This window comes from Arthrobacter sp. ZGTC412 (assembly GCF_002929215.1).
Classification (GTDB): Bacteria; Actinomycetota; Actinomycetes; order Actinomycetales; family Micrococcaceae; genus Arthrobacter.
The window spans coordinates 194,594-208,392 of sequence record NZ_PJII01000001.1 but is presented as its reverse complement, the minus strand read 5'-3'; the positions used below and the strand labels follow the sequence as shown (position 1 = coordinate 208,392).

General features: G+C 65.0%; 16 protein-coding genes, 1 other RNA gene and 1 riboswitch. Of the genes, 6 read left to right on the top strand and 11 right to left on the bottom strand.

Annotated features, from left to right (window positions below; translation table 11 throughout):
• The first annotated feature begins 3 nt into the window (after window positions 1-3).
• From CXQ88_RS00970 to CXQ88_RS00955, 4 genes are all read left to right on the top strand, one after another.
• Entirely contained in the window at window positions 4-1,482 is a 1,479-nt protein-coding gene (locus tag CXQ88_RS00970; RefSeq protein WP_181037368.1) for a M23 family metallopeptidase, read from the top strand.
• Window positions 1,483-1,566: 84 nt separating this feature from the next.
• Window positions 1,567-2,040 carry an SsrA-binding protein SmpB gene (gene smpB / locus CXQ88_RS00965; protein WP_050054575.1) on the top strand — a complete coding sequence of 158 codons (474 nt, stop codon included), beginning with the start codon at window positions 1,567-1,569 and terminating at the stop codon, window positions 2,038-2,040.
• A gap of 77 nt (window positions 2,041-2,117) precedes the next feature.
• Window positions 2,118-2,486: a transfer-messenger RNA gene (gene ssrA / locus CXQ88_RS00960) on the top strand.
• A 247-nt stretch (window positions 2,487-2,733) separates the two neighbouring features.
• Window positions 2,734-3,717 carry a S1C family serine protease gene (locus tag CXQ88_RS00955; protein WP_104042310.1) on the top strand — a complete coding sequence of 328 codons (984 nt, stop codon included), beginning with the start codon at window positions 2,734-2,736 and terminating at the stop codon, window positions 3,715-3,717.
• A 1-nt stretch (window position 3,718) separates the two neighbouring features.
• On the opposite strand, the gene CXQ88_RS22215 is transcribed toward CXQ88_RS00955, so the two are convergent.
• From CXQ88_RS22215 to CXQ88_RS00905, 11 genes are all read right to left on the bottom strand, one after another.
• On the bottom strand, window positions 3,719-3,853 hold the full coding sequence (locus tag CXQ88_RS22215; RefSeq protein WP_258061635.1) for a hypothetical protein: 135 nt from the start codon (window positions 3,851-3,853) through the stop codon (window positions 3,719-3,721).
• 92 nt (window positions 3,854-3,945) lie between these two features.
• Window positions 3,946-4,314, bottom strand: a complete 369-nt coding sequence (locus CXQ88_RS00950; protein WP_104042309.1) for a hypothetical protein — start codon at window positions 4,312-4,314, stop codon at window positions 3,946-3,948.
• 44 nt (window positions 4,315-4,358) lie between these two features.
• Window positions 4,359-4,778, bottom strand: a complete 420-nt coding sequence (locus tag CXQ88_RS00945; RefSeq protein WP_104042308.1) for a fluoride efflux transporter FluC — start codon at window positions 4,776-4,778, stop codon at window positions 4,359-4,361.
• Entirely contained in the window at window positions 4,775-5,209 is a 435-nt protein-coding gene (locus tag CXQ88_RS00940; protein WP_104042307.1) for a fluoride efflux transporter FluC, read from the bottom strand. Before CXQ88_RS00940 ends, CXQ88_RS00945 begins: the two co-directional genes overlap by 4 nt.
• Window positions 5,210-5,923, bottom strand: a complete 714-nt coding sequence (locus tag CXQ88_RS00935) for a metal-dependent transcriptional regulator (protein ID WP_104042306.1) — start codon at window positions 5,921-5,923, stop codon at window positions 5,210-5,212.
• Between the two features lie 30 nt (window positions 5,924-5,953).
• The gene (locus CXQ88_RS00930; protein WP_104042305.1) at window positions 5,954-6,712 is read right to left on the bottom strand and encodes a class I SAM-dependent methyltransferase; all 759 of its coding nucleotides are present in this window, start codon (window positions 6,710-6,712) and stop codon (window positions 5,954-5,956) included.
• 102 nt (window positions 6,713-6,814) lie between these two features.
• Window positions 6,815-8,254: an aminotransferase class V-fold PLP-dependent enzyme gene (locus tag CXQ88_RS00925; RefSeq protein WP_104042304.1), complete on the bottom strand. Its 1,440-nt coding sequence runs from the start codon at window positions 8,252-8,254 to the stop codon at window positions 6,815-6,817.
• A 35-nt stretch (window positions 8,255-8,289) separates the two neighbouring features.
• Window positions 8,290-8,403, bottom strand: a riboswitch (SAM riboswitch).
• Window positions 8,404-8,562: 159 nt separating this feature from the next.
• On the bottom strand, window positions 8,563-9,375 hold the full coding sequence (hisN, locus tag CXQ88_RS00920) for a histidinol-phosphatase (RefSeq protein WP_104042303.1): 813 nt from the start codon (window positions 9,373-9,375) through the stop codon (window positions 8,563-8,565).
• A gap of 48 nt (window positions 9,376-9,423) precedes the next feature.
• Complete coding sequence (rsgA, locus tag CXQ88_RS00915; RefSeq protein ID WP_104042700.1) at window positions 9,424-10,539, bottom strand: ribosome small subunit-dependent GTPase A; 1,116 nt, start codon at window positions 10,537-10,539, stop codon at window positions 9,424-9,426.
• Complete coding sequence (aroA, locus tag CXQ88_RS00910) at window positions 10,523-11,914, bottom strand: 3-phosphoshikimate 1-carboxyvinyltransferase (RefSeq protein ID WP_104042302.1); 1,392 nt, start codon at window positions 11,912-11,914, stop codon at window positions 10,523-10,525. The genes rsgA and aroA overlap by 17 nt, the downstream gene beginning before the upstream one ends.
• A gap of 7 nt (window positions 11,915-11,921) precedes the next feature.
• Window positions 11,922-12,470, bottom strand: a complete 549-nt coding sequence (locus CXQ88_RS00905; RefSeq protein ID WP_104042301.1) for a DoxX family protein — start codon at window positions 12,468-12,470, stop codon at window positions 11,922-11,924.
• Between the two features lie 280 nt (window positions 12,471-12,750).
• Here CXQ88_RS00905 and CXQ88_RS00900 point away from each other — a divergent pair, with 280 nt between their 5' ends.
• Together CXQ88_RS00900 and rsrA are read left to right on the top strand one after the other, a co-directional pair.
• Complete coding sequence (locus tag CXQ88_RS00900) at window positions 12,751-13,521, top strand: sigma-70 family RNA polymerase sigma factor (protein ID WP_181037367.1); 771 nt, start codon at window positions 12,751-12,753, stop codon at window positions 13,519-13,521.
• Complete coding sequence (gene rsrA / locus CXQ88_RS00895; RefSeq protein WP_104042300.1) at window positions 13,518-13,778, top strand: mycothiol system anti-sigma-R factor; 261 nt, start codon at window positions 13,518-13,520, stop codon at window positions 13,776-13,778. Before CXQ88_RS00900 ends, rsrA begins: the two co-directional genes overlap by 4 nt.
• Window positions 13,779-13,799: the final 21 nt, after the last annotated feature.

The window sequence follows — 13,799 nt, the reverse complement described above, 5'->3', positions numbered from 1 at the left end:
GCCATGAACGTAACGGACCAAACTCCGCCCCGGCACCGACTGAACAGTCGGCGCAAAGCACCTCAGCGCACCAGCGTTATCAGCGCCGTGCTGGCCGTTGTCCTCGCCGCAGGGCTGGCTTCGTCCACCCCGGTGGCTTTCGCCGACGAGCTTGAAGACAAGCAGAAGGCACTTGAGGCAGAGGCAACCAGGGTCCAGCAGTCCTTGGAATTCGTTGATTCCCGCATCGCCAAGGCTGCGAGCGACCTGGTCATCTTCCAGGGCCGGCTGCCGGGCGCCCAGCAGGCCCTCCTGGAAGCCCAGGGCCGGGTGGCCGGAGCCGTCAAGGAAGTCGAAGCGCTCTCCGCCCGCGTGGACATGGCCCAGCAGAACAAGGCCAAAATTAGGCAGCAGATGGAAACCGACAAGAAAAAGATCGCAGACACAAAGAAGCTGATCGGTCAGATCGCAACCCAGGCGTACAAATCCGGGGGCGTACCCTCAAACCTGTCCCTGTTCTTTGGCTCCAACAACGGCGGAAGCTTGACCGAGACCATGGACCTGGCAGACCAGGCCATGCGCAGCCAGAACGCGGCCATGGACAAGCTACAGCAGCAGAACGCCACTAACGTGAACTCGGAAGCCCGTCTGCAAGCGGTGGAAGCCGAGATCAAGGACTTGAAAGCCAAAGCCGACGCTGCCCTCGAGCGGGAGAAGATTGCCCGCGACGAAGCGGCGGAGAAGAAGGAACAGGTAGATAAGCTAATCGCGGATACCAGCCGCCTTGACGCTCAACTGCAGGCAGCCAAGCCTAAGATCCAGTCGCAGTTGGCGGGTGTTCAGGCCAGCCAGAACGCCGTTGCCGCCGAAATCAAGGAACGCGACCGAAAGCTGCGGGAGGCCTGGGAAGCCGAGCAGCGGAGGCTGGCGGAAGCCGCCGCGGCCGAGCATCGCAGGCAGGCGGAGGCCGCAGCCGCTGCTGCTGCTGCGGCGGCAGCAGCACGCAACCAGCCGCCACCGCCCGTGCAACCGTACGTGCCGCCCGCACGGCCCGCGCCCTCAGTCGGTTCGCCGTCGGCCTTTGGCCTGCGGCATCCCTTTGACGGAAGCGTGCCGATCACGTCCGGATTCGGGTGGCGCGCCACCCCGCCAGGCACCATCGACTTCTATGGACAGGGCGGCTACATGCACACGGGGCTGGACTTTGGCGCAGCCTGCGGCACGCCTGTCTACGCCGCCGCAGCGGGCGAGGTCTTCAGCTCCGGCTGGAGCTCAGCCGACGGCGGCGGCTGGAGGGTAAAGATCTCCCACGGCCTGTTGCAGGGCAACACGCTGAACACCATTTACTACCACAACGCCAGCATCGTGGTGTCGAACGGCCAGCGAGTTTCGCAGGGACAGCTGATCGCCTACTCCGGCAACACGGGTAACTCCACAGGCTGCCATGCCCACTTCGAAACCTGGCTCAACGACAACCCGGTGGACCCGATGGGGCTGCTCTAAGGCGCATTACCCTGCCGTACACTGGTATGACTCCGCGCCGGCTGGTCAGGAGGACATCCGATTCTTGAACTGAGGAGCTTTCCCGTGCCTAAAGAAAGTGGCCGTAAAGTGGTGGCCACCAACCGCAAGGCCCGGCACGACTACCACGTGCTGGATACCTACGAGGCTGGAATCGCGCTCATGGGGACCGAAGTTAAGTCCCTGCGCGAAGGCCACGCCTCAATGGTGGACGGATTTTGCACCTTCTACAACGACGAGCTCTGGATGGAAGCCATCCACATCCCGGAATACAATCAGGGCAGCTGGACCAACCACGCAGCCCGGCGCCGCCGCAAGCTCCTGCTGCACCGCGAGGAATTGATCAAGATCTCGCACAAGGTCCGCGAATCGGGCTACACCATCGTCCCCCTGCAGCTGTACTTCGTTGACGGCCGTGCCAAGGTCGAAATCGGTGTGGCCCGAGGCAAGCGCGAGTACGACAAGCGCCAGACCCTCCGTGAGCAGCAGGACAACCGCGAAGCGCAGCGCGAAATGCGGGAGCGCAACCGCCGCCGGTAGGCAGGAATGAATTCTCCGGAGGATGCGTTATAGTGGGTAGTCCGGCGGCCTAGCCCGCCGGTTTGGTAAAAGAATATGGGGATGATCGGTTTCGACGATGTTAGTCGCGACAGGTGAAGCGGGCCGAGGATGCAGAATTATCTCGTAAACGCTTTCTGCAAACCAATAAGTGCCGAATCTAAGCGCACTGACTTCGCTCTTGCTGCTTAACCAGTAAGACAGTCCGTCAGCCCGAGGTTGCTATCGCCCCGGATCCTGGCGTCATTTAGATAGCCACTGCTGTCCACCTCCGTCATCGGGGTGAACGGGACTCTTAGATGACTGGGCCCGGATCAGCCAGCTGTTTGCAGCATGGCTGGGGCCGAAAAAATCCGACGCAAACTGCGCCCGGAGAAGCCCTGACAACACGACATCGGACGGGGGTTCAATTCCCCCCATCTCCACATTTTGTGATCAGTCGCGACATCCTTCACGGATGGGGCGACTTATCAGATAACGCCTCGGTCTTTGGACCGGGGCGTTTTTCTTGGCCCCGAAAAGCCTGGCTGCTTAGGCCACTGGCCTCCCTGGCCTGGCGTCTCGTTCACCCACGGCGTAGCACGGCCGGGACTAGCTGCACGCTGTGGATCGTTGTCTCCGGTAGGACCCGGACGTCCTCGCCTCCGGGATTTGGCTACGACCAGGAGGTGCCCCATGAACCAAGGGAGCGAGCCAGCTGCACAGGTGCCCGACGACGACGCCCTGGACTCGTATTCGCAAACTGTCATGCGGGTGGCTGAGACTGTAACGCCGCACGTCGCGGCCATAGAAATGACCAGCACCCGCCGGAACAGCCGGTTCCGTGTGGGAGCAGGTTCTGCAGTCCTCTTTACCGAGGACGGTTATCTCCTTACGAACTCCCACGTGGTGGCCGGCACGAATAAGGGCCATGCCGCATTTGCCGACGGCAGCCGGACTGATCTCGAACTTGTGGGGGCGGATCCATTGTCCGATCTCGCCGTGGTCCGCGGCAAAGCACCGAGAGTGGCTCCTGCCCAGTTCGGCGACGCCGAGACGTTGCGTGTGGGCCAGTTGGTTATCGCAGTCGGGAATCCGCTGGGGCTGGCAGGATCGGTCACGGCCGGAGTCGTGAGCGGCCTGGGCCGTTCCATCCCGGTCTGGGCGGGCGGCAACCGGCGGGTGATCGAAGACGTTATCCAGACCGACGCGGCCCTTAATCCAGGCAGTTCCGGCGGTGCCCTGGCAGACGCGCGCGGCAGGATCGTGGGCATCAACACGGCAGTCGCCGGCGCCGGGCTGGGCCTTGCCGTGCCGATTAACACAACAACAAGGCGAATCATCTTCGCCCTGCTGACCGACGGACGGGTCAGGCGGGCCTACCTCGGTGTGGTCAGCACCCCGATCCGGTTGAACGCCAGCGCGGTGATCAGGACGGGCCAGCGGGACGGGCTCAGGGTGGTGGAGGTGTTGGCCGGATCACCTGCCGGCCGCTCGGGCCTGCAGGCCGGCGACATCATCCTGACCGCCGGAGGCCGCGCCGTCAGCAACGCCGAAAGCCTGCAGAAGCTGCTGTTCTCCGATGCGATCGGGCAGCCGCTGCAGATCAGGGTGCTGAGGGACGGCACAGAAGTGGACCTGGTTGCTGTACCGGAGGAGATGCAAGCAAACGGACAGTAAGCTACCGGCGTTTCTTCAAGTGCGCCACCGGGTCCTGGGCACCTTCAGGGTTCTTCGACTTCTTCTCGGCGCGTTTTTCCTTGATGGTCTTGACAGGCTTCTTTGCCAGCTTCTGGTGGGGTGTTTTGTCCGGCATGGCGTGCTCCTTACAACAGGGGACAGGCTTCGTCCCTCTTCGTAAAATACGCCTTTTCAACCCCGAATGTAATGGCCTGAGGTGGCTCGCGATCAGTCCGGAACAGGTACGTCCGCGATGCCTACAAAACGCGTGCCGACGCCGTCGAACTCACTGCGGACGTATCCCTCGCGCACGCGCGGAACGTCCTCGGGATTGTGGTGGCCGCACACAACGTACGTAAAGTCAGGCCACCACTTCTTGGGGCGCGCTGCTTCCTCGTATCCGCAGACGGCGCACTCGAGATGGACCCAGACGGGCCGCTTGCCGGTGCGGTTGGCGCGGGACTGGACGAGCCAGGGCGGCGGGTTGTCCAGGATCTCACCCAGTTCGGCCTCCGTCATCCATTTAGGAAGGCCGTGGCGCTGGGCCATTTCCATCGGTACATCAAGGGCAATGGCTGCGTCGCGTCTGCTAATCATCACCATCCACGATACGGGAGCCCGCCAAATCGCCCTCAACCGCGCTAGGTAGCCAGGGCAATCCCGGCAGCGGCAGCCCCAAAGCCGAGGATCAGGTTGGCGGCCACGTTCAACACCGCGGAGCCGAACCGCGCTTCACTCAGCAACCGCACTGTCGCCGTGGTCCACGAGCTGAAGGTGGTGAGTCCGCCTGCCAGCCCGGCGGCCAGCGCGGTCTGCCATTCCGGAGCCAGCCCCAGCTGCACAGTGATGGCGTGGGTGATGCCGATAATGAAGCAGCCCGCTACATTCACCAGCAGCGTGGCCCAGGGCCAGTGAAGCCTCGCCTTGGCCCCGGAACCGCCCGGGGAACCAGCAATCGTGCGCGTCGTCCGGACGGACGCGTGATGGGCGAACCAGCTGTCCACGGCGAAGCGAAGAAGCGCGCCGGCAACACCAAACACTCCCACCAGCACAGCGGTCATGACGGCCTGCTACCAGCGCCGACACCCAAACGCCCGGCCACCAGCTTGCCGAACCGCCACCCCAAACCGGCGGCGGCCAGCCCAACAAACACCGACAGCACCAGATAGGCCACCCACACGAGATGCTCGCCCGCCCGGGCCAACTGGTCCACCGAAAACACCACGGCAGAGAACGTCGTGAAGGACCCCAACAGCCCCGGCCCCAGCCCGGCCCGCAGCCAGAACGCGGTCTGTGGCCGGGCCATCCAGATAGTTGTCAACGCCGCCAGGACGAAGCTGCCGCCGACGTTGATCCACAGCGTGCCCCACGGCATAGAGCCCGGGACATCCGGGAACGCGAGCCCCAGTCCGTACCGCAGTTCCGTGCCGACAAGGCCTCCGGCGGCAACAGCAAGCCAGGCGCAGCCCGCCGGCAAGCTGGCCGGCTTCATTCAGCTGTCCCCAAGCAGGCAGCCCGGATGGGGAAGGTCGCTGTGCACCCACAGGGCCGAGGTGATCTCGTCGGCGAGGTCGTAGTCCCTCGTCCTGCCCGAATTCCTGATCCGCACCACCAGCGCGCCGCCGAACGGCTTTCGGCCCACCACCTCCACTTCGGCGTCGAGGTCAATCTCCTCGGCGGAAAGGTATCGGAGCAGATCCGGGTTCTCGTCGCTGATCCGGGTAATCCTGCCCGTGTGCCCCTGGTCCAGCTCACCCATCAGGTGGGCGCGGGGCATCAGCACTTTCCCGTCAGCGGTGGGGATCGGGTCGCCGTGCGGATCACGCTGCGGGTTTCCGAGTTTCGCCGCGACACGCTCAATAAACGTATCCGAGACGGCGTGCTCCAGCAGTTCGGCTTCGTCGTGGACCTCGTCCCAGCTGTAACCGAGCTGCTGGACAAGGTAGGTCTCAATCAGGCGGTGGCGCCGCACCATGGAAAGCGCCAGCCGGACTCCGGCGTCGGTCAGCGTGATGGCGCTGTAGGGCTTGTGGTCAACCAGGCCCTGGTCCTTAAGCTTGCGGACCATCTCGGACACCGAGGAATTGGCGACACCGAGGCGCTGTGCCAGCTGGGAGGACGTGATGGGCTTGTCCTGCCATTCCGTGAACGAGTAGATGACCTTGACGTAATCCTCAATGGAGGAGGAGGGCGCGCTGGTCTTCACAGCTTCCAGCCTACCCGTGCCCGTTCTCCGTCATGCTTTGAAGGCCCGCCACGTGAGTGTCAGGTAGGGCAGTTCGAGCTCTTCATCCATGCTGTGGCCCAGGTGGTCGTGGAGGTACCAGTCCAAGTTGGCCAACACCTTGGCGCGGGTGGTTTCGCCGGCGCGCAGGTAATAGCTCCGGGACTTGGTGAGTTCCACCAGGTCGGTGGTGGTGACGCGGTCCTGCCAATGGGTGACGTGACCCTGAAGCTCCCTGAACTCCGGTCCCACGAGCGGCCGGAAGTCCGGCTTGTACACGTCCCCGGCGTGCATGATCCGGGACAGCCGGTGGACCCAGGGAACCGATGTGTCCAGCTGGTTCCAGATCAGTCCCAGCGTTCCGTTCGGACGCAGGACGCGTGCCAGCTCTGTGCTTGCTGCCAGGGCGTCGCACCAGTGCCAAGCCTGGGCAACGGTCACGACGTCGAAGGCCGCCGCGGGCAGGCCGGTCGCCTCTGCGGTGGCTTGGACTGCCGTGGCAGCGGGGTAATGCGCCCGTAACTGCTCGAGCATGTCCGCAGAGGGGTCCACCGCTGTGACTGACAATCCGATGCCGAGCAGGAGTTCGGTGAACTTGCCGGTACCGGCACCGGCGTCGAGGGCGTCGCAGGCTCCCGCCGGCACCAGCCACAGGGCAGATTCTTCCGGGTAGCCGGGACGGACCTGCTGGTAGTGCCGGCCGCCGTCCTGGAAGCTCTGCCCGAGCTCCCGGCGCCGTCCGTGATCAAGTTTGGGGCCACCCCGTACCACGTGTGGCCTCCTTCGCCTGATGCCCTTGGGTATCCTTCGAATTTACCGCACCCGCCGTATAGGCGGGATCAGCAGGACAGCGTCAGCAGGCTTTAGCATCCGTCAATCGTCGATGCAGGGGGCAGCCCCGGCGGTTCCCGGAGTGTTGGGTGCCCAATGCGGGTAGGTCCGCGTGTCGTTGGCGGGAACCCAGCGTCCTGCGTCCACCACGTAGTCCCACCCCAGGCCGTTGCGGCGCAGTGACTCGATGCCGGCAAGGAGCCGTTCTGCATCCTCGAGGCGCGAACCGACTCCGAAGCTGGCACGGAGGGAACCGGAAGGGAGCCCGAGCCGTTTCAGCAGCGGGTGCGCGCAAAAGCGGCCGTCCCGCAGGCCAACGCCGTGCTCGGCCGACAGGTAGGCGGCCACCAGTCCGGCGTCGTAGCCTTCAACGGAGAAGTTGACCACGCCGATGGTGTCCGTGTCCGGGTTGGTGTCCTTGAAGATCTGGTGGACGGTCACGCCGGCGATCTTCTGCAGGCCCTCCACCAGGAAGGAACGGATGGCCGACTCGTGGGCGTGCCACTGGTCCTGGTCCAGCCCGGCGATCACTTGCGTGGCGCGTGCCAGGGTGGCTGCGCCAAGGACGTTGGGGGAGCCGCCCTCGTGGCGGGCCGGGCCGGTGGCCCAGCTGACGCCGTCGAGCCGAGCCTCCCTGACGGCGCCGCCGCCGGCAAGGTGGGGTGTTCCGGCGTCGAGCCAGTCCGGGCGGCCCACCAGCACGCCGGCGCCAAACGGTGCGTAGAGCTTGTGGCCGGAGAAGGCGAGGTAGTCCACGCCGTCCCCGGCGATATTGACCCGGCGGTGCGGTGCCAGCTGGGCTGCGTCCACCACAATCCGTGCGCCGTGTTCGTGGGCGAGGGTAGCCAGGGCCCGGATGGGAAGGATCTCACCGGTGACGTTGGAGGCGCCGGTGACGGCCAGCAGGCTCACGCCTCCCTGTTCCAGCTCGGCGCGGACAGACTCGATGGTGCCGGCGATGGTGTCAGCGGCAACGATGCTGCGGTGGGGGACGCCCTGCCACGGCAACAGGTTGGCGTGGTGTTCGATGTCCAGGTACAGGACGTCGCCGTCCGGCCGTCCGTCTGTTGCAGGCAGGCAGCCAGCCAGCAGGTTGAGGGAATCGGTGGTGTTCCGGGTGAAGATCACAGAATCGTCCGGGCGGCCGCCTACGAACTCCCGGACAATGTTGCGGGCGTTCTCGTAGACAGACGTGCTGATCTGGGACGCGTAGCCGGCCCCGCGGTGGACGCTCGCATAGAACGGCAGGATCTCGTTGAGGTAAGCGGAGACCACCGAGAGGGCGGGGGCGGAGGCGCCATAGTCGAGGTTGGCGTACCGGACGTGGCCGCCCGAGATCAGCGGCGCCTGGATCTCAGCGCCGGTGACAGCGGAAAGCGGCCGTCCAGCGACGGCCCGGCGGGCATCAAAGCGGGCAGTGGCGTCAGCCTGGACTGTTTCAGGCTGGGCGGCGGCGTTGGGGGAGACGGTGGCAGTAGTCACAGAGACCTCACTTCGAAAGGACCCCCTGTGCCGGGAATCCGCGCTTGCCGCATCCGTTCCGGACCGGCCTGGTCGTCACCCGGGGCACCCCACCGCGGTTGGAGGGTTGCCGGCCAGCAAACCGGGGTTTCGCGCTGGCACTCGTGACCTGGTTAAGAGCGTAGGACATGGGGCAGGAAGGTTTGAAGCCGGCACGAATGTTAAGCGCTTTGTTACGCGTCAGCTGAAAAGTGCTGCTGTAGCCGAAGAAAACGACGGCGGGCGCCTCCTTTTGGAGGCGCCCGCCGCTGATTGTTCGGTCTGGATGCTTAGAGAAGATCGTCGAGTTCAGGGTTCAGCCTGCGGAGAACCTCTGAGTGCAGGATGGAATTGGTGGCCAGCGCGTTCCCGCCGAAGGGCCCGTCCTCCCCTTCCAGGGAGGTGAAGCGGCCGCCCGCTTCAACCACGATTGGCACCAGTGCAGCCATGTCGTAGAGGTTCAGCTCGGGTTCGCAGGCGATGTCCACGGAGCCTTCCGCCACCATGCAGTAGGACCAGAAATCGCCGTATGCACGGGTCCGCCACACGTCCTCGGTGAGGCCCAGGAAGTTGTCCAGTTTCCCGTGTTCCTTCCAGCCGCCGAGGCTGGAGTAGGACAGCGAAGCGTCGGACAAGTTGGCGACGTTGGAGACGCGGAGCCGGGTGGCAGCAGCCAGCGACCGTCCCATGTAGGCGCCCATGCCCTTGGCCGCCCACCAGCGCTTGCCGAGGGCCGGTGCGCTCACCACTCCAACTACGGGCTCGCCCTCATCCACCAGGGCGATCAAGGTGGCCCAGACGGGGACGCCGCGGACGAAGTTCTTGGTGCCGTCAATGGGGTCGATGATCCAGCGGCGGGACCCGTGGCCTGTGCTGCCGAACTCTTCCCCTAGTACGGCGTCACGCGGACGGGAGCGGGACAGCTGTCCGCGGATGGCTTCTTCTGCGGCCTTGTCCGCGTCCGTAACCGGCGTGAGGTCAGGCTTGGTCTCCACCTTGAGATCCTGGGCCTTGAAGCGGCTCATGGTCTGGTCATCAACAGAGTCTGCCAGCACGTGGGCCAGGCGCAGGTCATCGTTGTAGCTTGAAGCGGGTTGGATCATGGTTCCAAACTACCGTCTGCGCGCGGTTCTGCTGGGAGATCGGCACCGTCAGTTGACGCTGCCGAGTTCCTTCGTCTCCTGCGCCTCCAAGCGGGGGTCGGTGCCCAGCAGGCGCCGTAGGGAAGCCAGCCGGGCTTCTCCGGTAGCGCCGGCATGGCCGCCGCCTACCCAGGCGTCCAGCCCGCAGTTCACGGCTATGGCGGTGTGTTTGCAGCCGCGTTCGCAGTCATCGATGCCCGGGGAGAGGTCCGGGAAGGAGCGCAGGATCCGGTCCGGATCCACGTGAGCCAGGCCGAAGGAGCGGATACCTGGGGTATCGATAATCCAGCTGCCCACAGGAGCGTCCGCCAGCCTCAACGCCAGGGCCGACGACGACGTGTGGCGCCCCCGCCCTGTTACCGCATTGACCCCGCCGGTGGCGCGTTCAGCCCCGGTCAGCGCATTCACCATCGTTGACTTACCCACCCCTGAGTGCCCCAGCATCACCGTGACTTTTTCATCAAGGTAACCCCGCAGCTCCGCGACGGCTTGGCTGTCCAGCCGTGCGGAGAGGCCGTCGTCAGAGCGGGCATCGATGCCGGAAGCGCTGGAATCAGCTGTCCGGCTGATGATCACGGGGAAGTCGAGGTGTGTGTAGTTGGAGAGCAGGCCCGCCGGATCCTTGACGTCCGCCTTGGTGACCAGCAGGATCGGTTCGATCCCGGCGTCGTACGCTGCCACCAGGGCGCGGTCGATGAAGCCCGTGCGCGGCTCGGGGTTGGCGGCGGCCACCACAATCACCAGCTGGTCCGCGTTGGCAACCACGGCCCTCTCCACCGGATCCGTGTCATCAGCGCTGCGCCGCAGCAGGGTCCGGCGGTCCTGGATCTTGACCAGCCGGGCGAGGGTGTCCGGTTCGCCTGAGACATCGCCTACCAGGGAGACGAAATCTCCGGCCACTACTGGGTTGCGGCGCAGTTCGCGTGCCCTCGCGGCGATGACCACGCGTTCCTTGCCGGAGTCCTCACCCACCACTGCCGTGTACCTGCCGCGGTCAACGGTGATGATACGTCCGGTCACGGCGTCGTCATGGCTGGGCCGGTCCTTGGTGCGCGGGCGGGAGCCCTTTTTGCTGGGCCGGATGCGGACATCCGATTCGTCCCAGGAATCAGTGCTGCGCGCCACCGGTGGAACCTTCCGCGCCGGCATTCGCGGGACCTGCCTGGGCCAGCATGTCTTCCCACAGCCGGGGGAAGTCCGGCATGGTTTTCGCGGTAGTGGCGATGTCCTCCACCTGCACCCCGTCCACGGCCAGGCCAAGGATGGCTCCGGCCGTCGCCATGCGGTGGTCGGCGTAACTGCGCACGACGCCGGCGTGCAGCTTGGCGGGCCGGATCACCAGGCCGTCGCTGGTCTCCTCGGCATCCCCGCCGAGGCGGTTGATCTCGGTGACCAGTGCAGCCAGCCTGTCCGTCTCGTGGCCGCGCAGGTGTGCGATGCCGCTGAGCCGGGAGGGTCCGCTGGCCAGGGCACAGAGCGCGGCGACGGTGGGGGCCAGTTCGCTTGTGTCGGCGAACTCGGCGCCCTTGATTTCCGGTCCGCCCGTCACGGTGAGGACGCCGTCGCGAAGAGTGACCTCCGCGCCCATCTCGGCAAGGATGGTCCGCCAGAGGTCCCCCACCTGCTGCGTCTGTTCGGGCCAGCCCGGAATCCGGACCGTTCCGCCGGACGCCAGGGCGGCGGCAAGGAACGGCCCGGCGTTGGACAGGTCCTGCTCGATCCGCTGGTCGAAGGCGCGGATGGGTCCAGGGGCAACAACCCAGTGGTTGGGAACCGAATCGTCAACAACAACACCGGCTCCGCGCAGGACGGCCACAGTCATGTTGATGTGGTCAAGGCTCGGCACCGGATTCCCGACGTGCTCAAGATGAAGGCCTTCGGTGAACCTCGCTCCCACGAGGAGCAGCGCCGAAACAAACTGGGAGGAGGCGCTGGCATCGATGACCAGATGGCCGCCGCGCACCTCTCCGGTGCCGTCAACCACAAACGGCAACGACGACGGCGCGCTGCCGTCTTCGGCGGCAACCGCCACTCCCAGAGCCCTCAGCGCTTCGATGATCGTTCCCATGGGCCGCTTACGGGCGTGGGGGTCGCCGTCGAACACGCTGGCGCCGTTGCGCAGCGCCGCCAGCGGCGGAACGAACCGCATCACCGTGCCGGCAAGGCCGCAGTCGATCCTGGTGGAGGACACCGCCGCGTCCGCCGCGAGCGGGACCACCTCCAGGTCCGGACCGAACGCGCCGTCCCCCGGGACCTCCGTGATGGTGGCGCCGAGCTGGCGGAGCGCATCAACCATCAGCGCGGAATCCCTGGAATGCAGCGGCGCCCGCAGGCGCGATGGGCCATCTGCCAGCGCTGCGAGCACCAGGTACCGGTTGGTCAGCGACTTTGAACCGGGCACCGTAACGGTGGCATCGACGGGGCGGGATGCGAAGGGCGCGGGCCAGTGGGGGAGGGACGCTCCGGGGTTGTCCTGGGTGGCGGCGGCTGCTGCGGTCATGTCCTGCTTATGCCCCCGTGGCCTGTTCGACGGCGCGGCGTACGGCCTTATCGGCCTTGTACAGCTTCTTGTTGGTGGTCTTCCTGGCGTCCGCGGCAAGGTGCGCGGCGCCCTTCCGGGCGTCTGCGGCCAGGTGCTCAGCGCGCCAGGCCAGTCCGGGCTTGCCTTCGGTGTCAACGGAAGCGAGCAGCGCCCCGCCGCTCAGGGAAAGGTTCTTCAGCAGCTGGTTGCGGCGGTTCCCGCGGCCTTCCTTGCTGCTGATGTCCGCACTGCGCCACTCAACGAAGGTGTTGAGAAGGGAAATGACGGTCAGCACTGTGGCTGAAAGCCGGGAAAACTTTCCGAGCCCAAAAAGGACGCCCGCGCCCACCTGAGTACCGCCAATAACCCGTGCCAGCGTCTTCTCGTCAGTACGGAACGGCAGCGCCGCCGTGGCCTTGCTCAGCAGCGGTGACAGCTGTTGCGCGGTGTCATCGGCGTTCTTGAGCTTATCCATTCCGGCAAGAACAAAACTGGAAGCCAGCATGGGCCGTGCGAGTGTGCGGACAAAGGACATGGATTTCCTCCTGGATGGACGAACCGCGTCGGGTGCGGCGAAGTCCGTTCTAGTCTTGCACTTTTGGGGAATATTTGCCCAAGGGCTGAGGTTATGGATGCTGGGTCTGCGAGAGCCGGGCCCCAAGACAAAGCACCGGACAACAGAGCGGAGTTGGCCCTTGAGGCGGGTGTTGGACGGAATTGACGCAGCAGGCCCAGTGGCAATTGACTCGTTGGAGGCCGAACCCCCGGAGTACGGATCACCGCGTGCGCGGAGCCTGACAGTAGACTTGAAGGCAATGAGCACCTTGGATCCGGCCGTTTCGGCCATGTATGAGGCTTCCCAAAGCGAAGCCAAAAGCAGCGCTGATGCACGGCCCGAGCCTGCAGGTCAAACGGCAGAATCACGGCAGCCTGACGCGGAAACCACCGAAGAGGTGGTCAATGTTTCCACGGAATCCCCGGAGGATCGCCGCGCCCGGTTCGAGCGTGACGCAATGCAGTATGTCGATCAGCTTTATTCTGCCGCCATGCGCATGGCCCGGAACCCTGCCGACGCCGAGGACCTCGTCCAGGAGGCCTATACCAAGGCCTTTTCCGCGTTTCACCAGTACAAGCCGGGAACCAACCTCAAGGCCTGGCTGTACCGCATTCTGACGAACACCTATATCAATCTGTACCGCAAACGGCAGCGCGAGCCGCTTCAGTCCAACTCGGACACCATCGAGGACTGGCAACTGGCGCGGGCCGAATCACACACCTCCAGCGGGCTTCGTTCCGCCGAGGCAGAGGCGCTGGATCACCTGCCCGATTCGGACGTCAAGCGCGCGCTCCAGGCCATTCCCGAAGAATTCCGCCTTGCGGTGTACTTCGCGGACGTCGAAGGCTTCGCGTACAAGGAAATTTCAGACATCATGAACACGCCTATCGGCACAGTGATGTCCCGGCTCCACCGCGGCCGGAGAATGTTGCGGGACATGCTCGGGGAGTACGCCGCCGAGCGGGGATTCAAAACGGCCGCACCTCCACAGGACGCGGCGGAAAGCACACAACAGGAGAACAGGAAATGAGCGACTGCCAGGGATTGGGCGACTGCGACGACACCCGGATGCAACGCATCTATGAGTATCTGGACGGCGCCTTAACCCGTGAGGACATCACGGAAATCAAGAACCACCTTGATGACTGCCCGGAATGCACCGAGCAGTACGACCTTGAGTGCGTAATCCGCAACATGGTAAAGCGCTCCTGCACCGAGGCTGCTCCCGATAACCTGAAGAACGCCATCCTGGACCGGATCCACTCGATCCGGCCGGTGGATGCCTAGGTCAGCCATCCAGCAGCCAGG